General features: G+C 64.9%; 17 protein-coding genes. 5 read left to right on the forward strand and 12 right to left on the reverse strand.

All coding sequences use genetic code 11. From position 1 onward, the window contains the following. Window positions 1-20 precede the first annotated feature (20 nt). Both P8T11_RS07890 and P8T11_RS07895 read left to right on the forward strand, forming a co-directional pair. Entirely contained in the window at window positions 21-2141 is a 2121-nt protein-coding gene (locus P8T11_RS07890; protein ID WP_268077465.1) for a DUF4034 domain-containing protein, read from the forward strand. Between the two features lie 205 nt (window positions 2142-2346). Then, entirely contained in the window at window positions 2347-3648 is a 1302-nt protein-coding gene (locus tag P8T11_RS07895; RefSeq protein ID WP_268077464.1) for a UDP-N-acetylglucosamine 1-carboxyvinyltransferase, read from the forward strand. A gap of 62 nt (window positions 3649-3710) precedes the next feature. Here P8T11_RS07895 and P8T11_RS07900 read toward each other — a convergent pair whose 3' ends face one another. The 11 genes from P8T11_RS07900 to P8T11_RS07950 all read right to left on the reverse strand — a co-directional run bounded on the left by P8T11_RS07900 (window position 3711) and on the right by P8T11_RS07950 (window position 15856). Next, window positions 3711-5372: a TRAP transporter large permease gene (locus P8T11_RS07900; protein WP_268077463.1), complete on the reverse strand. Its 1662-nt coding sequence runs from the start codon at window positions 5370-5372 to the stop codon at window positions 3711-3713. A gap of 2 nt (window positions 5373-5374) precedes the next feature. After that, window positions 5375-6037: a TRAP transporter small permease subunit gene (locus P8T11_RS07905; RefSeq protein ID WP_268077462.1), complete on the reverse strand. Its 663-nt coding sequence runs from the start codon at window positions 6035-6037 to the stop codon at window positions 5375-5377. Between the two features lie 122 nt (window positions 6038-6159). Further along, window positions 6160-7254: a TRAP transporter substrate-binding protein gene (locus tag P8T11_RS07910; protein WP_268077461.1), complete on the reverse strand. Its 1095-nt coding sequence runs from the start codon at window positions 7252-7254 to the stop codon at window positions 6160-6162. Between the two features lie 320 nt (window positions 7255-7574). After that, window positions 7575-8162 carry a lipocalin family protein gene (locus P8T11_RS07915; protein WP_268077460.1) on the reverse strand — a complete coding sequence of 196 codons (588 nt, stop codon included), beginning with the start codon at window positions 8160-8162 and terminating at the stop codon, window positions 7575-7577. 63 nt (window positions 8163-8225) lie between these two features. Then, window positions 8226-9311 (reverse strand): SAM-dependent methyltransferase, encoded by a 1086-nt coding sequence (locus tag P8T11_RS07920; RefSeq protein ID WP_268082422.1) that lies wholly within the window; start codon window positions 9309-9311, stop codon window positions 8226-8228. Then, window positions 9311-10126, reverse strand: a complete 816-nt coding sequence (locus P8T11_RS07925) for a DUF1295 domain-containing protein (protein ID WP_268077459.1) — start codon at window positions 10124-10126, stop codon at window positions 9311-9313. The genes P8T11_RS07920 and P8T11_RS07925 overlap by 1 nt, the downstream gene beginning before the upstream one ends. Beyond that, window positions 10123-11466, reverse strand: coding sequence for an SAM-dependent methyltransferase (locus tag P8T11_RS07930; protein WP_268077458.1), 1344 nt, complete (start codon window positions 11464-11466; stop codon window positions 10123-10125). Before P8T11_RS07930 ends, P8T11_RS07925 begins: the two co-directional genes overlap by 4 nt. A gap of 214 nt (window positions 11467-11680) precedes the next feature. Beyond that, on the reverse strand, window positions 11681-12562 hold the full coding sequence (locus P8T11_RS07935) for an alpha/beta hydrolase (protein ID WP_268077457.1): 882 nt from the start codon (window positions 12560-12562) through the stop codon (window positions 11681-11683). Window positions 12563-12755: 193 nt separating this feature from the next. Further along, window positions 12756-13313 carry a DUF1415 domain-containing protein gene (locus P8T11_RS07940; RefSeq protein WP_268077456.1) on the reverse strand — a complete coding sequence of 186 codons (558 nt, stop codon included), beginning with the start codon at window positions 13311-13313 and terminating at the stop codon, window positions 12756-12758. Beyond that, window positions 13310-14779, reverse strand: coding sequence for a M20 family metallopeptidase (locus tag P8T11_RS07945; RefSeq protein WP_268077455.1), 1470 nt, complete (start codon window positions 14777-14779; stop codon window positions 13310-13312). The genes P8T11_RS07940 and P8T11_RS07945 overlap by 4 nt, the downstream gene beginning before the upstream one ends. Window positions 14780-14938: 159 nt before the next feature. Continuing rightward, window positions 14939-15856 carry a LysR family transcriptional regulator gene (locus P8T11_RS07950; protein WP_268077454.1) on the reverse strand — a complete coding sequence of 306 codons (918 nt, stop codon included), beginning with the start codon at window positions 15854-15856 and terminating at the stop codon, window positions 14939-14941. A 138-nt stretch (window positions 15857-15994) separates the two neighbouring features. On the opposite strand from P8T11_RS07950, the gene P8T11_RS07955 reads away from it, so the two are divergent. Together P8T11_RS07955 and P8T11_RS07960 are read left to right on the forward strand one after the other, a co-directional pair. Further along, complete coding sequence (locus P8T11_RS07955) at window positions 15995-16948, forward strand: alpha/beta fold hydrolase (RefSeq protein WP_268077453.1); 954 nt, start codon at window positions 15995-15997, stop codon at window positions 16946-16948. 19 nt (window positions 16949-16967) lie between these two features. Next, complete coding sequence (locus tag P8T11_RS07960) at window positions 16968-17951, forward strand: Bug family tripartite tricarboxylate transporter substrate binding protein (RefSeq protein WP_268077452.1); 984 nt, start codon at window positions 16968-16970, stop codon at window positions 17949-17951. A 272-nt stretch (window positions 17952-18223) separates the two neighbouring features. On the opposite strand, the gene P8T11_RS07965 is transcribed toward P8T11_RS07960, so the two are convergent. After that, on the reverse strand, window positions 18224-19867 hold the full coding sequence (locus tag P8T11_RS07965) for a methyl-accepting chemotaxis protein (protein WP_268077451.1): 1644 nt from the start codon (window positions 19865-19867) through the stop codon (window positions 18224-18226). A gap of 291 nt (window positions 19868-20158) precedes the next feature. Here P8T11_RS07965 and P8T11_RS07970 point away from each other — a divergent pair, with 291 nt between their 5' ends. Next, a complete protein-coding gene (locus P8T11_RS07970) occupies window positions 20159-21067 on the forward strand; it encodes a LysR substrate-binding domain-containing protein (protein ID WP_268077450.1) in 909 nt (302 codons plus the stop codon). The last annotated feature ends 20 nt before the right edge of the window (window positions 21068-21087 follow it).

The following is a 21087-nucleotide window of genomic DNA, read 5'->3' on the forward strand; positions in this document are numbered from 1 at the left end:
TGAACCCACCTGCGTAGCGCATGACTGCATCCCCCAACACCATCGACACCCATCTCGCGCGTCGCGCGGAAATTCGGCAACTGCTGCAAAGCGGCCAGTTTGATGAACTGGACGCCATTCTGGAACCCGCCGCCTTGCGGTGGCTGGACAGCAAGGGCGAGTCCTTCGGATACCGGTGGTTGCTCGATGAAATTCGCGCCCCGCAATTATCAGCGGCTGACAACCTTGCCCACCTGCGCGCGTGGCGTGACGCGCGCCCCGCGTCGTATCACGCGCATCTTGCCTATGGTAACCAGTGGGAGACCATAGCCGGCAAGATCCGCAGCAGCAACACCGCCGACTACGTGGACGATGAGCAATGGGTGGGCGCAATGATGGCGCGCGACCATGCCGTGGCGGCATTCCTGCAAGCCATGGCCTTGCATGAGCGGCCGGCGGTGGCCGTGCAGCGGACCATGCGCGTCTGCGCGTACCTGGGCGAACCTGAATGGCTGGCGGGGCTGGCGACCGCCGCACCGGCCACGCCCCAGACCTCGCTTCAACTTGCACCCCAGCCGTCGCACGACGCGCTACAGGCGCACTGGCCCGCCGAGGTTTGGGAACAAGGCCTGAGCCTGCTGGCCGAACACAGCGGCATGGGCCTGGCCGAGCTGCCCGCCTCGTTGCCACCTGGCCTGCCCGCGCGCCAGGCCGGCGACAACGACGATCCCAAAACCTATTGGCTGCGCACCGCGCTTGCCCTGCGTCCGAATGACGTGGGTGCGCTGAGCGCGTACCTGTACTTCCTGTACCCACGCTGGGGCGGCAGCCACGCCGCGATGGACGCGTTCATCAACGGCCCCGTGTGCGCCGGCCTGACCGAGGCCGAGCGCGATGAGCTTCGATTCCATAAGGAATTCGATTACCTGGGCTACACCGCCTTTCATCCGGAGCCGGACGACGACGAGCAGATCGAGGTCTTCCTCAAGGCGTTCGAGCAATGGCTGACCTTGCAGCTTCCCGCCGAGCAACGCGCCGTGGCCCTGTGTCACTACGCCAACTTCGAAACCATGCGCGCGCGCCGTGTCGATGAAGACGGTGAGGTGCATTGGGATGCCGCGCTGCTGCAACACGCCTACGCATTGCTGACGCAAGCCTGCGCGACGGCCCCCGCCGATATCGACCTGACGGACGAGGCCTACCCCGGCACGTTGTTCACCTTGCAGGCGTGCCTGTGGTTCAAGGGCATGCCCGACACGCAGGGCCTGTTCCGCCAGATCCTGTTGCGCGGTGCGCACTGGGGAGATGATGTGGAAGCCGTGCTGCTGGCGGCCGTGGGCAGCCAGTTTGGCCTGTTCGGTTTGCAGGCTGGCGAGCTCGACACCCAGGCGCTGCTGGAACGCGGCTTTGCGCTGGACCGCGAGGCCCGCGAGTTCAATCTGCCGCAGTTGGGCCGCAACCTGTGGGGCGACGTATCGCCCGACGCCGCGTTGTTCCTGTGGCAGGAAGGCGCGGCGCGTGGGCGCTCGGATGCGCTGATGTCGCTAAGCGAGTTGTATGCGGGCAAGATCGACGCCGACTACGCCGACATCGACAAAACCGCCGCGCGCGATTGGCTGACGCGCGCCGCCGAAGCCGGTCATCTGGTGGCCCGCAACAACCTGGCCTATGCCGCCATCGACGAAGGCCGCGACATTCCAACGGGCGAATACCAAACGTACCGGCTCTGGCTGGAGAACAACTGGCACGTAGCCGATCGCGGCTCCCGCATGGAAGCGATGGCCGCCCGCAACCTGAGCTGGCTGATGCTGATGCACAGCGGGTCGGATGAAGACCAACGCACCGCCCTGGACCGCGTATTGCCCTGGTTGTGGGACCAAAGCGATGACGGCGACCGCGAAACCGCCGCGCGCAGCTACGCCATCGCGTTCATGGAAGGCCGCGGCTGCGAGCCCAATGCGTATCTGGCCAAGGTGTGGATTGCGCGCGCCTGCGCGCTGTCGCCCGACAACGAATACTTGCAGCGCTTAAGCGGCGAAATCAATGACGCCAGCGGTTGGTTTGGCGGCTGGCGCTTGCGGCGGCGCATGGAACAGGCCCGCGCGCGCGTGGATGCGCGGGGCCGCGAGCTGACCTTTGGACGGGGCGAAGCGGACGCCTGACAAGACCGCGCCGCCCCTGAATATTTGAACTTCAGGGGCGGCGCCGTTTTCACAGGCGCCTGAATCACACGCGCCCGCGGCGTCAGACCGCCAAGCCACTTGCAGTTTGAAACGTTTCATCACCGCGGCGTCCGTCCCCGTCAGGCGACAACAGTACAATTCTCGCCACTTCCCGCTACCCGTACGCAACCCGTCCGCCTTTTCCATGTCCAGCCTCATCGTCCACGGTGGCACGCCCCTGCGCGGCCGCATCATTCCTTCGGCCAACAAGAACGCCGTGCTGCCCATTCTGTGCGCCACGCTCTTGACCGACCAGCCCTTGACGCTGCACGGCGTGCCGGACATTACCGATGTGCGGAAGATTCTCGACATCTTCCGCACGCTGGGCAGTGACGTGAAGCTGGACGAATCCACGCGCACGCTGAACCTGCATCACCGCAACACCACGTTCGACGCCACGCAGCACCGGCTGCCCGAAGAGATGCGGTCGTCGATCATGCTGGTGCCGCCGCTCTTGGCGCGCTTTGGGGTGGCGCGGCTGGAAGACAACGTCAAGGGCTGCACGCTGGGCGTGCGCGAGATTGATCCGCACGTGGACATCTTCCGCTCGTTCGGCGGCGAAGTGGAACGCGCCAGCGGGTCTTTGCTGGTGCGCAGCAGCGGCACGCTGAAAGCCACGCATCACTGGCTGGATTACGCGTCAGTCACCACTACCGAAAACTTCGTGCTGTGCGCGGCGGCGGCCATTGGGGAATCTTCTTTGACCAATGCGGCGTCCGAGCCGCACGTGCAGGAGTTCTGCCGCTTCATGGCGATGATGGGCGCCGATATTGATGGCATCGGCACATCGCGCCTGACGGTGCGCGGCGGTGCGCGGCTGGGCGGCGGTGAATTCACCTTTGAAGAAGACTTCCACGAGATCACGACGTTTCTCGCGCTGGGCGCGATCACGGGCGGTGACGTCGTGGTGCGCAACCGCACCCCGGGCAACTTCCCGCTGATCGACCGCACCTTCGCCAAGTTCGGGGTCACGATCGAGCACAAGGATGGCTGGTCGCGGGCGCTGCGCTCGGACCCGCTGAAGGTGCAGACGCCCTTCACCAGCAACGTGCTGACCAAGGTGGAAGCCGCACCCTGGCCGTACTTTCCGGTGGACCTGCTGCCGATCTTCATTGCGCTGGGCGTGTGCGCCGAGGGCAATGCGATGTTCTGGAACAAGGTCTATGACGGCGCGCTGGGCTGGACGGGCGAGCTGACGAAGTTCGGCGCGCACGTGTTCTCGTCAGACCCGCACCGTGTGGTGACCTTCGGCGGCATGCCGCTGACGCCGGCCGTGGTGGAAAGCCCCTACATCATCCGCGTGGCGATCGCCCTGTTCATGGTGGCCAGCAGCATCAAGGGCCGCTCGGAAATCCGCAATGCGACGCCGATCCGCCGCGCGCATCCGCAGTTTGTGGAAAACCTGCGCAGCCTGGGCGTGCAGGTGGAATGGGCTAGCGAAGAATAAAAAATGCCGGCATCGCTGCCGGCATTTCCTTCTTGCGTTTCCTGCGTGTCCCGCGGGTCGCGCTACTTGAAGTCCGCCCCCGGATCACCACCGCCATAGGTGCTGGTGCCGTAGGACGTATCCACCTCGATCTTCACCTTGCTGGCGTCAACCTTGGCTTCATCGCTCTTGTAGTGCATGACCAAGCCGGGGAACGCCAGCACCGCCGCCACCATGGTCAGCTGGATGATGATGAACGGGATGGAACCGCGGTAGATCTGGCCCGTGGTGACGGGTTCGATCATCTTGCCCGTGACCTTGTCCTTGTACCTGTCCTTGGGCGCGACCGATCTTAAGTAGAACAGCGCAAAGCCGAAGGGCGGATGCATGAACGAAGTCTGCATGTTCACCGCCAGCAGCACGCCAAACCAGATCAGGTCGATGCCCAGCTTGTCGGCCACCGGACCCAGCAGCGGCACGATGATGAAGGCCAGCTCAAAGAAGTCCAGGAAGAAGGCCAGCACGAAGGTCAGCACGCTGACGGCAATCAGGAAGCCCATTTCGCCGCCGGGCAGGCTGACCAGCAGGTGTTCCACCCACAGGTCGCCGTTGACGCCACGGAAGGTCAGGCCGAACACCGTGGAGCCCACCAGGATGAACACCACGAAGGTGGACAGCTTGGTAGTGGTATCCATGGCCTGCTTCATCAGCTTCAGCGTCAGCCGGCCCCGGATCATGGCCATCAGGATGGCGCCCACGGCACCCATGGCACCGCCTTCGGTGGGCGTTGCCACGCCGATGAAGATCGTGCCCAGCACCAGGAAGATCAGGAACAGCGGCGGGATCATCACGAACGTGACGCGCTCGGCCAGGGCCGACAGCATGCCGATCTTGAAGACCTTGTTGACGCCCGCAATGATGAAGGCGGTCAGCCCCCAGATCAGCAGCGACAGCACGATCTGCTCGTCCACCGGCGCCGTATCGGCTTCGATGTACTGGCCAACGAAGTACGCGGACAGCGCCGAGATCACCATCAGCACCAGCAGCGAACGCCCGCCGCGCGTGCCGTTGGCTTCGCGGAACGAACGCGCCTCTTCCGGCAGCGCGGGCGCCGAGTCGGGCTTCAGGTACGACTTGATGATGACGAACGCCACATAGGTGCCCGCCAGCAGGAAGCCGGGCACGATGGCGCCACGGTACATGTCGCCGATGGAACGGCCCAACTGGTCGGCCAGGATGATCAGCACCAGCGACGGCGGGATGATCTGCGACAGCGTGCCGGACGCGGCGATGATGCCGCTGGCCAGCCTGCGGTCGTAGCCGTAACGCAGCATGATGGGCAAGGAAATCAGGCCCATCGAGATCACCGATGCCGACACCACGCCGGTGGTGGCGGCCAGCATGGCGCCCACGAAGACCACGGCAATCGCCAGGCCGCCGCGCACGGTGCCGAACAATTGGCCGATGGTTTCCAGCAGGTCCTCGGCCATGCCTGATCTTTCAAGCACCAACCCCATCAAGGTAAAGAATGGCACCGCCAACAAAGTGTCGTTGGAGATGATGCCGAAGATGCGTTGCGGCAGCGCCTGGAACAGCGCGGCGTTCAAGAGGCCCAGTTCAATGCCGATCAGTGCGAAAAGTATGCCGTTGGCCGCCAGCGCGAAGGCCACGGGAAAGCCCATCAGCAGGAACACCACCAAGGTGGCGAACATGATGGGGGCCATGTTTGCAGTCAAGAATTCCATGGTCAGCGTCCGTCCTGTCCGTTCTGGCCGCGGGCGCCGTCTGGCTGCTTCCCGCCTTGCGCCGCCAGGGCGCGTTCTTCGCGCAGGCGCGCCTCTTCGGCGATTTCCAGCGCCAGGGCTTCTTCAGCGGAAATTTCGGAGGGTCGCGCGCCGGGGTCGGGGCACTTGCCCATCAGGAAACCCACGCACTTGATCAGGTGTGACAAGCCGGCCAGCACCAGCAAGGCGAAGCCGACCGGAATCAGCAGCTTGACGGGCCAGCGCACCAGGCCGCCGGTATTGGACGACTGCTCATTGGTCAGGAACGAATCCATGAACACCGGCCACGACAGGTAGGTGATGAGCAGGCAGGCGGGCATCAGGAAGAAGATGACGCCGAAGATGTCGATGTAGATCTGCTTGCGGCGCGGCAGGCGCGACGACAGCACGTCCACGCGCACGTGTTCGTTGCGCAGCAGCGTGTAGCCGGCCGCCAGAAGGAAGATGGCGCCGAACAAGTACCACTGCAATTCCAGCCAGCCGTTGGAGCTGACCTGGAAGACCTTGCGCACAATGGCGTTGCCGGCGCTGACCACGACGACGACCAGCGTCAGCCACGTCACGCACCGGCCAACCACCGTATTGATCGAGTCGATCAAACGGGATAGGGCTAATAGGGCATTCATGTTGGATATCCGGACTGGCGCGGGGCTTGGCGCGCAGTCAATGTGCAACGTAAAGAGAGGAGAAAACCAGCTGGCGCGCGCGGATGCGGCACATCCACGCGCGCCGGCACAATCAGGGCCGCTTACTTGCCGCGGTTGATCGTGCCCATGTAGCTGTCATAGCTGCCTTCAGCAACACGGAACCAGGGCAGTTCGTTGTCGCGGAAGTTCTTCATGCTTTCGTAGACCTTCTTGAACACCGGGCTCTTGGCGCTCATTTCGTCGTACAGCTTGACCGATTCGGCAAAGCACGCGTCCATGACGGGCTTGGGGAACGATTGCAGCTTGGCGCCCTGGGCGATCAGGCGGCGCAGCGCGGCGGGGTTCTCGGCGTCGTACTTGGCGATCATGTCGTTGGTCGCCGCGGCCGAGGCTTGCGCCAGGATGGCCTGGTATTGCTTGGGCAGCTTGTTGTAGGCGTCCTGGTTGACGTACAGCGACACTTGCAGCGTGCCTTCCCACCAGCCCGGGTAGTAGTAGTGCGGGGCCACTTTGTTGAAGCCCAGCTTTTCATCATCGTAGGGGCCGATCCATTCGGCCGCGTCGATGGTGCCCTTTTCCAGTGCCGGGTAGATGTCGCCGCCAGCGATTTGCTGCGGCACCACGCCCAGGCGCGACAACACGGCGCCCGCGAAGGCGCTGACGCGGAACTTCAGGCCCTTCAGGTCGTCCACCGTCTTGATTTCCTTGCGGAACCAGCCACCCATCTGCGTACCGGTATAGCCGCAGGGGAAGTTGACGATGTTGTAGGCCTTGAAGACGTCGCGCAGCAGCGCCAGGCCGTCGCCGTGGCGCATCCAGGAATTCATCTGGCGGGTGTTCAGGCCAAACGGCACGGCGGCGTCAAAGCTCAGGACCGGGTCCTTGCCGTAGTAGTAGTACGACGCGCTGTGGCCGCATTCGATCGTGCCGTTCTGCACGCCGTCCAGCACTTGCAGCGCCGGGACGATTTCACCTGCCGGGAACACGCGGATGGAGAATTTGCCGCCGGTGGCTTCGGACACATACTTGGCGACGCTTTCGCCGCCGGAATAGATGGCGTCGGCGCTACGGGGGAAGCTGGACGCCAGGCGCCAGTTCAGAGTGGGGGCCTCCTGGGCGATGGCGGGCGCCGCCAGGGTGGCGCCGCCTGCAGCGGCCCCCAAGGTGGCTTTCTTCAAAAAGGAACGGCGTTGCATGCAAGTCTCCCAACTTGGATAAAGTTTTTTTTCCGGGTCCCGGGGCGAATTGGTGGAGCCCCCAGGCGCGATCCTGTGGGTAACAAATGGTCGCGCTCATGAATTTGGCTGCGATGCTATCGGCAAATGATGCAGGGGGCGTAGCGGGAAAACCCTTGCCGTAAGCTTCGTGAAATCTTTCGTCTTCGTATAGCTGGTATGACCAGCGGCGGCCTTGATGGCGCGCGCGGTCTTTCTGCACTGGTATGTGGGCCGGATCAGACCTTGGACGCTTGCCGGGCGCTGAAATAAGCCGCCGCCGCTATATAACCAAAAAATATTTAGCGTGTGGCGTCGGCAGCATCTGGATACGTGCGCGGGTCGGGCCCCTGCTCTGGCCATTGCTGCGGCACCTGGCGCAATTCCGCCGTGTCATAGCCCAGTTCGCGCACCTTCTCCACCAGGCGAGCGTAGTCGGCCGGCGGCAAGCTGGGCGTGCGCGCCATGATCCAGACGTAGTCGCGCTTGCTGCGGCCGATGATGGTTTGCTGATAGTCGTCGTCCAGATACGCGATGACGTATTCCGCCTGGATGGGCCAGATGAACTGCATGCCCCAGATGGCGTTACCCGTGTCCGGCTCCACGGTGCCCACCGGGCGCATGGTTTTCACCTTGGCGTCGAAGCCGCCGTGGCGGTAGCGGAAGGTGGTCTGGATGCGGCCATCGGGCAGCAAGGCGTAGGACTCGACGGCGTTGTACGACTGGCGTTCGGGCCAGGTGGGAATGCCGGCGATCACGTACCAGTCGCCCATGAAGCGCTTGATGTCGACGTTATCCACGGCTGGCATGGGCGGCGGGCTGCTGCAACCTGCCAGCGCGGCAAGCACTGCAAGTACGGTCAACCCGGCAAAGCGTTTGGATTTCGGCATGGCGCCCTCCTCTCAGTCTGGTCGCATGGTTGGGTTCGACCTTAGTCTGGCCTTGGTCAGACCCTATTCCGGTCGCTCGAAGCGGTAATGCGCCACCATCCACGCTTGCCCGTCCTGGTAGCCGAACAGTTCGGCGCAGGCCATCCAGAACATGCGCCAGCGGTGGAACCACAAGCCAGCAAGCGACGCGCCATAGGCTTGTTCCAGCACCTGCATGACGTCGGCCCGATGCGCATCCTGGTTGGCCAGCCAATGGTTGGCGGTACGCTCGTAATGACGGCCGTCGACCAGCCAGCGCGCCTGGATGCGCAAGTCGCGCTGGAACCACAGCAAGGTGTCCACCGACGGCATGATGCCGCCCGTGAAGAAATGCCGGCCCAGCCAATTGTCGGCGCCCTCGGTTTCGAAGGGGTACATCAGGCTGCGGTGCGCGAACAGGTGCACGAACAGCTTGCCGCCCGGGCGCAACCACGAGCCGATGCGCGCCAGCAGGTCTTGGTAGTTGCGCATGTGCTCGAACATCTCCACCGACACGCAGCGGTCGAAGGCGGACGGCGGCAGGTCCAGCGTGTTGACGTCGCAGGTGATTACCTCGACGTTCAGCAGCCCCCGCGCGCGGCATTGCGCCTGGATGTGCTGCCGCTGCGAGGCGGAATTCGAGACCGCCGTAATGCGCGCCGAGGGATAGCGTTCGGCCATCCACAGCGTCAGGGATCCCCAGCCGCAGCCCAGTTCCAGGATGCGCTGGCCGTCCATCAGTTCGGCGCGCAGGCCGGTCAGTTCCAGCATGGCGGCTTCGGCCTGGTCCAGGGTTTCGCGGCCCGTGGGGTAATAGCAGCCGGAATACTTCAACTGCCGGCCCAGGCACAGCTTGAAGAAGTCGGCCGGCAGCTCGTAGTGCTGGGTGTTGGCGGCGTCGGTGTGGATGGCGACGGGGCTGGTGCGCAGTTCATCAATCAGTTGCTGGTAGCGCCGCGCCTGGCCCGCGGGGCCATCCGCCTGTTCCTCCCGCAGACGCTGCGCGCACAAGCGGCGGATGCCGTGGCGCATCAGCGCGTCGGGCACCAGGCCGCGTTCGGCCAGGCCCAATAAGCCGGGCGCCGGCCGGTCGGAAGCCAGGCGGGAATCGTTGAGAGTTGCGGTCGTCATCATTCGCCCTTTGCATTGGCATGCGTTGAGTCCGCCGATTCCCGCTTGGGAAACCAGGGGAACAGCATCGGCGTGGTGCGTTGGTACTGGCGGTAGTCGTCACCCCGGGTGCGCAGCGCCTGCGCTTCGGTGTAGGGGATGCCACTGATCCAGCGCAGGAAAATGAACATGGCGATGGGGCCCAGCCAAGCCAGCCAGGCCAGGTCGGCGCCCACCGCCAACGCCACATAGCTGAACCAGTGCAGCCATTCGAAAAAGTAATTGGGATGCCGGGAGTAACGCCACAGGCCCTGGCGGCAGGTGCGGCCACGGTTGGCCGGGTTGTCGCGGAAAGCGTCCAACTGCCGGTCGGCAATCGTTTCACCCGCCACGGACACGATCCAAACCAGCAGGCCCAGCCACAACCACGGCGTCATGCGCGGCTCGGGGTTGGCGGCCACCGCGATGAAGGGCAGCGACATGAACACGACCAGCCCCGCTTGCGCCAGGAAGAACAGCGCAAACTTGCCCTGGTGCCCGTTCCAATGCGCGCGCAAGGCGCGGTAGCGGCCGTCTTCCTCGCCGTGGCGCACGCGCCGCCAGATGTGCCACGCCAGCCGGCCCGCCCACACGCCGCCCAGCACGGCCAGCAACACGCGCGGGATGGCCGCGCCGGGGCCGGTCAGCGCCAGCAACACGGCGGCCAGCGCCATGCCCGACGCCCACATCGCGTCCACAATGCCCGCGTTGTGATGGCGCCGCTGCCAGCGCCAGCCCACGGTCATCAGCCCCACGGCCACGACCGCCACCATCAGCGCCTGCATGCCGGGCGTCATGACGTAGCCCAGCGCGCCGTCGTGGGCATGGCCCCCGGCCGCGCCAATAGCAGATGCGACACGCCGATGGCGCGTTCACGAAAGCCGCCTTCGCAATACGCCAGGTAGAACTCCCACAGGCGAATAAAGCGTTCGTCAAAACCCTGCGCACGCACCGCATCCAGGCGGGCCATGAACCGATCGCGCCACGCTTCCAGGGTGCGCGCATAAGACAGGCCGAAGTCTTCCAGGTGCACCAGGCTTAGGTCGCTGGCGCGCGTCTTGGCTTGCAGCATGGCCTGGATGGACGGCATGAAGCTGCCGGGGAATATATGCCGCTTGATGAAGTCCACCGCTTTCAACGCCTGCGCGTAGCGATGGTCTTCAATGGTGATGGCCTGGATCAGCGCCACGCCGTCGGGCTTGAGCAGGTCGCCCACCTTGGCGAAGTACGCCGGCAGGTAGGCGGCGCCGATGGCCTCGATCATTTCAATGGACACCAGCTTGTCGAACTGGCCGTTCAGGTCGCGATAGTCTTGCAGCAGCACGTCCACGCGGTATTGCAGGCCGGCGCGGCGGATGCGCTCGGTGGCCAGCGCGTGCTGTTCGCGCGAGATCGTGGTGGTGGTGACGTGGCAGCCGTAGTGGCGCGCCGCGTGCAGCGCAAAGCCGCCCCAGCCCGTGCCGATCTCGACCACGCGCTGGCCGGGCCGCAGGTCCAGCTTGCGGCAGATCACGTCCAGCTTGCGGGTGGAGGCCTGCTCCAGCGTGTCGTCGTCGCCTGCCCATAGCGCTGACGAATACATCATGTCGTCTGACAGGAACAGGCGGAAAAATTCATTGCCCAGGTCGTAGTGCGCGGCAATGTTGCGGCGGCTGCCCGCGCGCGTGTTGCGTCGGCAGGCGTGCAGCGCCCGCATCGCCATGCCACCCAGCCGCGCCATGCCGCGTTCCATCCCGTCGAGCAGGTCGCGGTTGCGCACCAGCAGGCGGATCAGGCCGACAAGATCATTGCAGTGCCAATGGCCGTCGCCATAGGATTCGCCGCCGCCCACGCTGCCGTGGCGGGCGATCGCGCCGTAGAACGCCGGGTCTTGCACTCGCAGCCGCAGGGGCCGGCCGGCTGTTGCGCCCTGCTCGCCTGGTTCGGCGCTGCCCGTGTCGACGTTGCCCAGTTCGGCGCTACCCAGTTCGACGCTGCCCATTGCGTCGTCAATCAGCAGCCGCCCGCCCTGCAAATGCCCCAGTTGGTCCAGCAAGCGCCGACGCAGCAGGCGTTCGGTCAGAGACAGGGCCTGCGCGGCCTCGGGCACGCAGGCATCGTTGAGCGCCAGGCGTTCGGAATCGGAGGGGGATCTCATCAGTCTTCTCCCGGTTAGGCGAATTAAGCGCGCGGGGTTCTATGGGCGACAGAATTCCCGCGTGCGCGTGTGGATGCCCTATATACGTAGGCCCCGGCGAATTGGATTCACCAGGGAAAACCCGTAGGTTCTTGCCGTGCCCGCGTGACCGATTCGCGTGCCCTACTTGCATGCGCGAATCGGATGCGCGACGCGATTGCGCTACTTGAACGCGCTACTTGTCCGATCGGCGCTGCGCATCCGACGGATCCAAGACAAAACCCGCCAAGTCATCCAGCACCGGCGCGCGCCATCGCAGCGGACGCGCCAGCGCCCCAGCCAGCAGCGCATGCCCCAGGCCGTCGTAACGCACCAGCGTCACGGGCACCCGAGCGGCCTGCAAGGCGGCGGCCAGCCCTTCGGTGTTGCGATGGGGGTCAACGGTGGTGTCGGCCATGCCCGCCATCAGCAAGGCGGGCGGCGCGTTGGGCGTGACGTGGGCAATGGGCTGGGAGTCGGGTGGCGTGCCCGGGAAATGGAACACGGGCTTCAGGCTGCTGGCCACAATGGGCAGGAAGTCGTACGGGCCGGCCATGCCGATCCAGCCGCGCAGCATGGATGGCGACGCGCCATGGCGTTCTAGCCAGCGCGGGTCCAGCGCGACCATGGCGGCGTTGTAGCCGCCCGCGCTATGGCCGGCCACGAAGACCCGGCCGGGGTCGCCGCCGTATTCGGCCACGTGTTGCAGCGTCCAGGCGACGGCACGGGCGCAATCGTCCAGGAAGTCCGGGTAGGCCACGTCGGGGTACAAACGGTAGTCCGCGATCACGGCCAGGATGCCGCGCGAGGCCAGCGCGTCGCCCACAAACTTGTAGTCGGCGCGTGAGCCATTGCGCCAACTGCCGCCGTAGAAGAACACGACCACGGGCGGCTGTTGCACGCCGGGCGGCGCGTAGATATCCAGGCGCTGGCGGGGATCGGCGCCATAGGCCACGTCCGCCACCACGCGGTTGGCGTTGTCGGGCACCGCGCCGTTCAACACGGCCAGCGGCGAACAGGCAGTCAGGGTCAGCAGCAGCAAGGCCGCCAGCACGGCCACCGTGGCCGCGCTACGCATGGCGCGCCTGGGCAGAGAGGGAAACGAAGGGGAAAACGCAGAGTAAAAAATCGGGCACCGCCGTCTCCTGTCGCATCAAGGGTGATTAACCCTCTATACGAAGCAGACGGCGAAATGGATGCCCTTGGATGAACGCCCTGAAGGGGATGCCCTGGATGAACACCCCGAAGCTGACGCCCGGGGATCGGAACCCTTAAGCCTTGGTCATCAGCTTCTTCCAGCCTTCCAGGCCCAGCTTCTTCATCGTGTCGATGTTCTTCTCATAGATTTCCGAGGCGTCCGGAAACGACTCCACCGCGCGGTCGATGCTGTCTTCCCGCAGCAGGTGCAGGATGGGGTACGGCGCACGGTTGGTGTAGTTTTCGATATCGTCGGCCTGCGTGTCGGCAAACTGGAATTGCGGGTGGAACGTGGCCACCTGCAATTCGCCCACCAGCCGCATGCGTTTAAGCAGGCGGTCGGACAGTTCTTCGAAATCGTTGAAATCCAGAAAATCGTCCAGCGCGTCGGGAATGATCAACAAGGTGGTGTCGATCTTTTCGGGGTCGGTCTCGGCCAGCAGGGCAAGTTCGTCCTGCAAGTCGGTCAGCACCCCTTCGGCGTCGGTGGCGTCGCTGACGGCAAAGCGGATCTGGTCCTTGACCTGAACCGCCTTGGCGAACGGGCAAAGATTCAGGCCGATCACGGCCTGAGTCAGCCAGTGGCGGGTTTCAGCCACCACATTGGCATAAGCATCGGAAGTCGAAATCATGCCGGCATGGCCGCCATGGTTTGCGCAACCGCCGCCGTCAGCTTCTTGCCATACGGCACGTGCAGGAATTCATTGGGGCCGTGCGCGTTGGACTTCGGGCCCAACACGCCGCACACCATGAATTGCGCCTTCGGGAAGCCCTTTTGCAGGATGCTCATCAGCGGAATCGTGCCGCCCTGGCCGATGTAGCCGCAAGGCTGGCCGTAGTACTGCTGCGAGGCGGCGTCCAGCGCCTGGGTCAGCCAGGGCACGGATGCCGGCGCGTTCCAGCCGGTGGCGGCGCCTTCGTTGGCCTTGAAGATGACCTTGGCGTTATAGGGCGCGTCGGCTTCCAGCAGTTCCTTGATTTCCTGCGAGGCGGCCACGGCGTCAATCAGCGGCGGCAGGCGCAACGACAGCTTGAACGCGGTGCGCGGGCGCAGCACGTTGCCGGCGCTGGACAACGGCGGCAGGCCTTCGGCGCCGGTCACCGACAAGGTCGGGCGCCACGTGCGGTTCAGCAGCGCCTCTTCGGGCTCGGTCGTCATCGGCAGCACAAAACCGCCTTCCGCGCCGCAGCTCCAGGGGAAACGGCGCCACACTTCGTCACCCAGAATACGCGCGGTGGCGGTCACTTGTTCGACGCGGTCAGCGGGAATTTCGCAATGCAGGCTTTGCGGCAGCAGACGGCCGGTGGCGCTGTCTTCCAGGCGGTCCAGCAGATGGCGCAAGATGCGGAACGACGACGGCACCACGCCGCTGGAGTCGCCCGAGTGCACGCCTTCGTCCAGCACCTGCACTTCCAGCGTGCCGGCCACCATGCCGCGCAGCGAGGTCGTCATCCAGAGCTGGTCGTAGTTGCCGGCGCCCGAATCCAGGCACACCACCAGGGCCACGTTGCCCAGGCGGTCGCGCAGCGCATCCACATAGGGCAGCAGGTCGTAGCTGCCCGACTCTTCACAGGTTTCCACGATGCCCACGCAGCGCGGACGGGGCACGCCCTGCTTGTCCAGCGCCATGATGGCGGTCAGCGAGGCGTACACGGCGTAGCCGTCGTCCGCGCCGCCACGGCCGTAGAGCTTGCCGTCTTCGTACTTGGGGGTCCAGGGGCCAAGACCTGCGCGCCAGCCCGAGAATTCCGGCTGCTTGTCCAGGTGGCCGTACAGCAGCACGGTGTCGCCGTTGTCGCTGCGGGTGGCGGGCGCGTCAAAGAAAATGACGGGCGTGCGGCCCGGCAGGCGCACCACTTCCAGCGTCAGGCCCGAGACCTTCTGCGCTTCAACCCAGGCGGCGGCATCGCGCACCACGCGCTCGATGAACGCGTTCTTTTCCCAGTCGGCGTCAAACGCGGGGCTTTTGGCGGGAATGGCGATGTAGTCGGTCAGCGCGGGGATGATTTCGTTGTCCCACTTGTCGTCGACAAAGGCCTGGAGGGCGTCGGGATCAAGGGTGGGCGGCAGTGCGTCGTCGGGGATACGGGCGTTCATGGCGCGGAATCCTTTAGGGGTGCGTGGGGGGTGCGGGATTTGGGTAATTCGGTATTTTATGCCTGCCGTCGGCAGAGCGGGGCGAGCGGGATGGCGAACCCGGGCAGCGCGCGATACAGATCGAGGTCCAAATCAAGGCTCAGACCCGGCTCGGACGGGTCACCGCGCCGCGTACGCCTCGATGCGCGCCCACACGTCTCGCGCCAGCGACTTGGCGTTATCCACCGACTGATAGATGCGGATTTCCATGTGGATGTCGTTGCGGGCGCTGTCGGCGCGCACGAGTGTACCGGCGCGTAAGTCGGCTTCGATCAGCGTGTGCGGCAACCAGGCCAGGCCGAAGCCTTGGCGCGCCATGGCGTGCAACGCGTCGGCAAGGTCCGACTCGTACATCGTCTGCAACTGCCCGATCAGGCACAGGCCGCGCAGCTTATCGTCCAGGATGCGGCCCAGCGACATGCTGTCGGCATACGCCAGGAACGGCACGGGCGGGTCCGACGGCAGCTTGGGCACCGCGTAGTGGGGATGGCGCCCGCCCGGCGACACCGGTGCGCTGACGGCCACCAGCTTATCGGCCCCCACCCGGCGCCAGCGGTAGCCGGGGTTGTCGATCTTGGCGTACAGCGGCTCGTGCGCGTGGCATAGCAAAAAATCCACCTCGCCATCCGCCAGCATGTCCACGCCGAAATTCAAGGTGGTGGTGACCACCTTGAGCTGAAACGCGGGCATGCCCTGCTGCACCCGCGCCATGACGCCGGGCAGCACCGAATGCGCCAGGGTCTTGCCCGACGCGATGGTGATTTTCCGGTTGCGTTCCTGTTCAGGCTTTTGCAGCGCCTGGCGGGTGTCGCGCAGGATGTCCAGCACGTCGATGGCGGCGGCCAGCATGCTGCGCCCCGCCGCATTCAAGCTGGACACCTGATGGCCGCGCTCAACCAAGGGCACCCCGGCCCACTCCTCCAGCGCCTTGATGCGGCGTCCGAAAGCCGGATGCGTCACGTTGCGCGCCTCGGCCGCCTGAAACATGTTGCGCGACTTGGACAGCGCAACGAAGTCCTCAAGCCATTTGGTGTCCATGGGATCTCTTTCAGGGGAAGGCGCGCCCGGGCGGGCGGTGATGGGTCTGTGCCGATTCGGCACAGGGGCCGCTCATTTTGCACAAGGCTGATACATCTGGCAACTAACATTCCAGCATCGTTTTTCTGGAAGGCGCCGATGTCCGACACCCCCGTCCTGCTCAAATCCATCCGCAGCCATTTCGTGGGCGGCGCCGAGGCCGTGGCGGGCGGCGTGCCCATGCAGCAAAAGCAAGTGGTGGGCAACGCGCCCCGCCTGATCGACATGAATGGCGGCTACAGCGTCGGCCAGCTTTATGTGCAGGAATACCGGCTGGCCCAGCCGCGCCACCCCTACCCCGTGCTGCTGTGGCACGGCGGCGGCATGACGGGCGCGCAATGGGAAAGCACGCCGGACGGCCGCCAAGGCTGGCTGTGGCGTCTGCTGCAGGAGGGCTATGACGTGTTCGTGTCCGATGCGCCCGAACGTGGCCGCGCGTCGTGGGCGATGTACCCGCAGGTTTACGACAGCGCCCCCATCTTCCGGTCCAAGGAAGAAGCCTGGCGCTTGTTCCGCATCGGGCCGGCCACGGGCTATGCCTCCGCCGGCCAGCCGCGCCAGGCCTATCCCGCGCAACAGTTCCCCGTCGACGCCTTCGACACCTTCGCCAAGCAGTTCGTGCCGCGCTGGCTGACCCATGGCGAGATGGCGCTGGATGCCTACCGGCAACTGCTGGACCTGGCCGGCCCTTGCATCGTCATCGGCCACAGTCAGGGCGGCGGCTACGCCACGCTGCTGGCGCAGGAATACGCCAGCACGGTGCGCGCCGTGGTGGCGCTGGAACCCACCGGCACCCCGGCCACGGCCCACGACGCCCTGCCCCCGCAACTGTTGGTCTGGGGCGACCACTTTGCCGCGGACGACACCTGGCAGCGCTACCGCGCGCAGACGGACGCCTATTGGGCCGCCCTGCGCGCGGCCGGACAGCACGCCGACGTGCTGGACCTGCCTGCCACCGGCATCGCCGGCAATTCCCATTTCTGCATGCTGGATCGCAATAGCGACCAGATCGCCGAATTGATCGTCGATTGGCTCAATCGCAGCCTCGACTAACCTTCGCCTGGAGACACAGATGACATTCAAGAAAACCACCATCGCCCTGGCGCTGCTGACCGGCGCCACGCTGGCCGCCGGCGCCGCGTCGGCGCAACAAGCCGCCTACCCCAACAAGCCCGTGCGCCTGATCGTGCCGTTTGCCCCGGGCGGCACCGCCGACATCATCGGCCGCGTGTTCGCGGCGCAATTGGGCACCGAGCTGGGCGCCACCGTGGTCGTTGAAAACAAGGCCGGCGCCGGCGGCTCGATCGGCACCCGCTACGTGGCGGATGCCGCGCCCGACGGCTATGTGCTGCTGCTGGCGTCGTCCAGCACGCACGGCACCAACCCGGCGGTGTACAAGACGCTGACGTATGACGCCGTGCAGGACTTCACGCCGATCACGCAGTTGGTGACGGTGCCGGGCGTGCTGAGCGTCACCAAGGACTTCCCCGCCACCGACCTGAACGCGCTGATCGCGACGTCGAAGGCAAACCCCGACAAATACACCTACGCCTCGTCCGGCGCGGGCGGCCTGGGCAACCTGGCGATGGAATTGATGAAGTCGATGACGGGCGCCAAGCTGATGCACATTGCGTACCGTGGCGCGGGCCCCGCGTTCACCTATGTGATCAGCGGCCAGGTGTCGATGATCTGGGAACCCGTGCCGGCCTCGCTGCCGTATATCAAGAGCGGTCAGATCCGCCCCATCGCCATCGCGGCGGATGTGCGTTCGCCCGAATTGCCCGATACGCCGACCTTCAAGGAAGCCGGCCTGCCGCGCTACGAAGCCAACGCCTGGAACGGCCTGCTGGCGCCCAAGGGCCTGCCGGACGATGTGAAGAAGGCGCTGCACGACGCCTCGGTCAAGGCCCTGAACACCCCCGAAGTCAAAGCCAAGCTGGCCAACCTGGGCGGCACGGTCGTCGCCGGTACACCTGAAGCCTTCCAGCAAGTCATCGCCAGCGACGTCAAGAAGTGGAAGCACGTCGCGGCGGACGCAAACATCCGCCTTGAGTAGGATGGGTGAAGCGCGGGAAAGTGGACAGAAGAACCCAAACGTCGAACGCGCGCAACCCATCAAGCAGCGGTGATTAATCCATCATTCCGGCCATATCATCACGGCCCAACGATGGGTTTCGCGCGATCGGGGTTTTCTTTCTTTTAGACGCCATCGCGCGCTGCACCCATCCTACGAGGTAACACCGTAGGATGGGTGCAGCGCGCGGAAAACGACAAAAGAACATCGACGCCAAACGCGCAAACCCATCAAGTGCCCGTATCCGAGGCGCTTCATGAAGGGACCCAATCACCCCCAATCATCACCGGCTCAACACCCCGCCCCAACGCCGGCGCATCCGCATCAATCACCTGCCCACCGGCTTGCAACTTAAACACCGCCACCGCCTCACGCAACTGCTGCGCCTGCGCCTCCAATGACGCCGCCGACGCCGCGGCCTGCTCGACCAGCGCCGCGTTTTGCTGCGTCACGCTGTCCATCTGCGACACCGCCTGATTCACCTGCTGAATGCCCTGCGACTGCTCTTCCGACGCGCTGGAAATTTCGTTGATGATGTCCGTCACGCGGCGCACCGACGTCACGATTTCCTGCATCGTCGCACCCGCGGCTTCCACCTGATCCGACCCGATCGACACCTTTTGCACCGACTCGTCGATCAGCCCCTTGATCTCTTTGGCGGCCTGCCCGCTGCGTTGCGCCAGGGCGCGCACTTCGCTGGCCACCACCGCAAAGCCCTTGCCTTGCTCGCCGGCCCGCGCCGCTTCCACGGCCGCGTTCAGCGCCAGGATGTTGGTCTGGAATGCAATCCCGTCGATCACGCCCACAATATCGGCGATGCGCTTGGAGCTATCCGCGATGCCGCGCATGGTGCCCACCACGTCGCCCACGGCCTTGCCGCCGCGCGTGGCCACTTCGGACGCCGCCGATGCCAACTGCGAGGCACTGCGCGAACTATCGGCGTTGTTCTTCACCGTGGACGACAGCTCGTCCATGCTGGCGGCGGTTTCTTCCAAAGACGCGGCCTGCTGCTCGGTGCGCGATGACAGATCGATGTTGCCCGCCGCGATTTCGCGCGAACCGGTGTGGATCTCTTCCACGCCCAGGCGCACGGCCGACACGGTACGGCTCAAGCTGTCCTGCATGCGCTTGACGGCGGCGTACAGCACGCCGATTTCGTTGTTGCCGCGCTGCTCGATGCGATTGCTGAGGTCGCCACCCGCGATGCGGTCGAACAAGCGGCCCGCCTCGTGCAGCGGACGGAACACGGACCGCGCAAAGATCGCGTACAAGCTCACCACCAACACCGCCACCACCGCCAACAGACAGAGCAGCAAGACGATTGCGCCATTGATGCTGGTGGACGCATCGCGCGCCACGCGCTGGCCCACGTCATCGGCGTAGTCCACGTAGCTCTTGATGGCCTGCGTGAACGCGGTGCCCAGCGGCGTGACTTTTTCAAGGTTCAGACGGCTGGCATCTTGCGGCTTGCCCGCGCGAATGGCCGCCACCATCGGCGTGATCGCATCGCGCTGATAAACGTCGTAGGCGGCCAACGCGGCGTCGAACAGCGGCTTACCTTGTGTCGACGTCTCGGGCAGCTTGCGCGCCATCTCTATCAAATCAGACGCCCTTTTCGTATAGCCATCCAGGCGCTGCATGCTGGTCAGGCTGTCGATGGACTTTCCTTCCAGCAGCGCGCTTTGCGCGGCCAGCAATACCAGACGCGCGCGCAGCAGTTCGGCGCCGGCGCCATCCACGGCATTGGCGCGAACCAGATTGGTGTCCAGCAGCACTTCGATGGACGTGCGATTGGACGTCAGTTGCTGATGCACGGCGACGCCGGTCAACAGGAAAAGCGCAAAGAAGACGCCCAAGGCGGTCGTCAGAATTGCGCGGATACTTAAATTCTTGAACATGAAAAGGCCACTCCCGGGGATTGCAGTACGCTCCCCCGGTTAACGGCATCTTGCAACTAAAAGTTAAATATCTCAGACCGTTACAAAAGTTTGACAACGTGCTTCACGGCGCGACGTCAATCGCCCCGCAAGGCGCGCCGTTGCTGGATGTGCGCGATCCGCAGCCCCCACTCCCCACCACCGCTGCTTGCGGCCATGAAAAGTATGAACTACGGTCGGTCGGCAATTCAGATGCGAGCAGCCGGGGACCTTTCAGTTGGATCGACTGAGCAATTACGGGGAGGCATCAACATGAAGTTGCAGCAAGTATTCGACTTTCTTGCCGTCACGCAACATGGCAGCGTGCACGCGGCAGCCCGGGCCACCGGGCAAACCCAACCAGCATTAACCAAGTCCTTGCGGCGGCTTGAACGCACGCTGGGACTGCCGTTATTCGACCGGCACGCCAAAGGCATGCGGCCCAACGACTACGGCAAACGCTTTCTGCCCCACGCCCAACACCTGGTTCACGAGACCAAGCGCGCCCGCGACACCATGTCGCAAATGCGCGGTGAACGGCTGGGCACCGTGCAGTACGGCATCTCGGCGGCGGCATCCGTCCTGCTGTCCACGTCCGCCATCCACCGTTTTCGGCAACGCTACCCCGAGGTAGAACTCAGTTGCCGCAGCGGCCTTTACCACACCCTGACACCGCTGCTGCGCGAAGGCCAACTGGATTTCGCCATTTGCTCGCTGAACGCGGACGACACCGACCCGCAGCTCAAGGCGCGCGTGCTGCTGACCAGCCCGTTGGTGATGGCCGCCCGTCGCGACCACCCCTTGGGGCAGGCGCGCAGCCTGCATGAACTTAGTGAGGCGGTGTTCGCGGTGGCGGGGCCGCCGGGCCAACCGGGCGCATCCGTCTACCCCGTGTTCAGCCAAGCGGGCCTGGGCATCCCACGGGTGGACATGCAGACGGATGGCTTGATCGACACGGCCGCGCTGGTGGCCAACAGCGACCGCATGGCCCTGCTGCCCACGGCGTTGATCACTACCGGCCTGTTACGCGAGCAACTGGACATCGTGCCCATAGTCGAGCCGCTGCCCAGCTATGTGATCGGCTTGATCCAACGCACCGCGCAGCCCTTGACGCCGGCGGCGGAAGAACTGTCGACTCAGTTTGAACGCGAAGCCGCCGACCTGCGCACGGCTTCGCCTTGACGGGCTAACTTACCGCCCGC

It is taken from the genome of Achromobacter spanius (genome assembly GCF_029637605.1).
Classification (GTDB): Bacteria; Pseudomonadota; Gammaproteobacteria; order Burkholderiales; family Burkholderiaceae_B; genus Achromobacter; species Achromobacter spanius_E.

Bases quoted from the DNA above. Each gene is read 5' to 3' on its own strand.
- P8T11_RS07890 (WP_268077465.1), top strand. From the start codon at position 21: ATGACTGCATCCCCCAACACCATCGACACCCATCTCGCGCGTCGCGCG.
- P8T11_RS07895 (WP_268077464.1), top strand. From the start codon at position 2,347: ATGTCCAGCCTCATCGTCCACGGTGGCACGCCCCTGCGCGGCCGCATC.
- P8T11_RS07900 (WP_268077463.1), bottom strand. From the start codon at position 5,372: ATGGAATTCTTGACTGCAAACATGGCCCCCATCATGTTCGCCACCTTG.
- P8T11_RS07905 (WP_268077462.1), bottom strand. From the start codon at position 6,037: ATGAATGCCCTATTAGCCCTATCCCGTTTGATCGACTCGATCAATACG.
- P8T11_RS07910 (WP_268077461.1), bottom strand. From the start codon at position 7,254: ATGCAACGCCGTTCCTTTTTGAAGAAAGCCACCTTGGGGGCCGCTGCA.
- P8T11_RS07915 (WP_268077460.1), bottom strand. From the start codon at position 8,162: ATGCCGAAATCCAAACGCTTTGCCGGGTTGACCGTACTTGCAGTGCTT.
- P8T11_RS07920 (WP_268082422.1), bottom strand. From the start codon at position 9,311: ATGACGACCGCAACTCTCAACGATTCCCGCCTGGCTTCCGACCGGCCG.
- P8T11_RS07925 (WP_268077459.1), bottom strand. From the start codon at position 10,126: ATGACGCCCGGCATGCAGGCGCTGATGGTGGCGGTCGTGGCCGTGGGG.
- P8T11_RS07930 (WP_268077458.1), bottom strand. From the start codon at position 11,466: ATGAGATCCCCCTCCGATTCCGAACGCCTGGCGCTCAACGATGCCTGC.
- P8T11_RS07935 (WP_268077457.1), bottom strand. From the start codon at position 12,562: ATGCGTAGCGCGGCCACGGTGGCCGTGCTGGCGGCCTTGCTGCTGCTG.
- P8T11_RS07940 (WP_268077456.1), bottom strand. From the start codon at position 13,313: ATGATTTCGACTTCCGATGCTTATGCCAATGTGGTGGCTGAAACCCGC.
- P8T11_RS07945 (WP_268077455.1), bottom strand. From the start codon at position 14,779: ATGAACGCCCGTATCCCCGACGACGCACTGCCGCCCACCCTTGATCCC.
- P8T11_RS07950 (WP_268077454.1), bottom strand. From the start codon at position 15,856: ATGGACACCAAATGGCTTGAGGACTTCGTTGCGCTGTCCAAGTCGCGC.
- P8T11_RS07955 (WP_268077453.1), top strand. From the start codon at position 15,995: ATGTCCGACACCCCCGTCCTGCTCAAATCCATCCGCAGCCATTTCGTG.
- P8T11_RS07960 (WP_268077452.1), top strand. From the start codon at position 16,968: ATGACATTCAAGAAAACCACCATCGCCCTGGCGCTGCTGACCGGCGCC.
- P8T11_RS07965 (WP_268077451.1), bottom strand. From the start codon at position 19,867: ATGTTCAAGAATTTAAGTATCCGCGCAATTCTGACGACCGCCTTGGGC.
- P8T11_RS07970 (WP_268077450.1), top strand. From the start codon at position 20,159: ATGAAGTTGCAGCAAGTATTCGACTTTCTTGCCGTCACGCAACATGGC.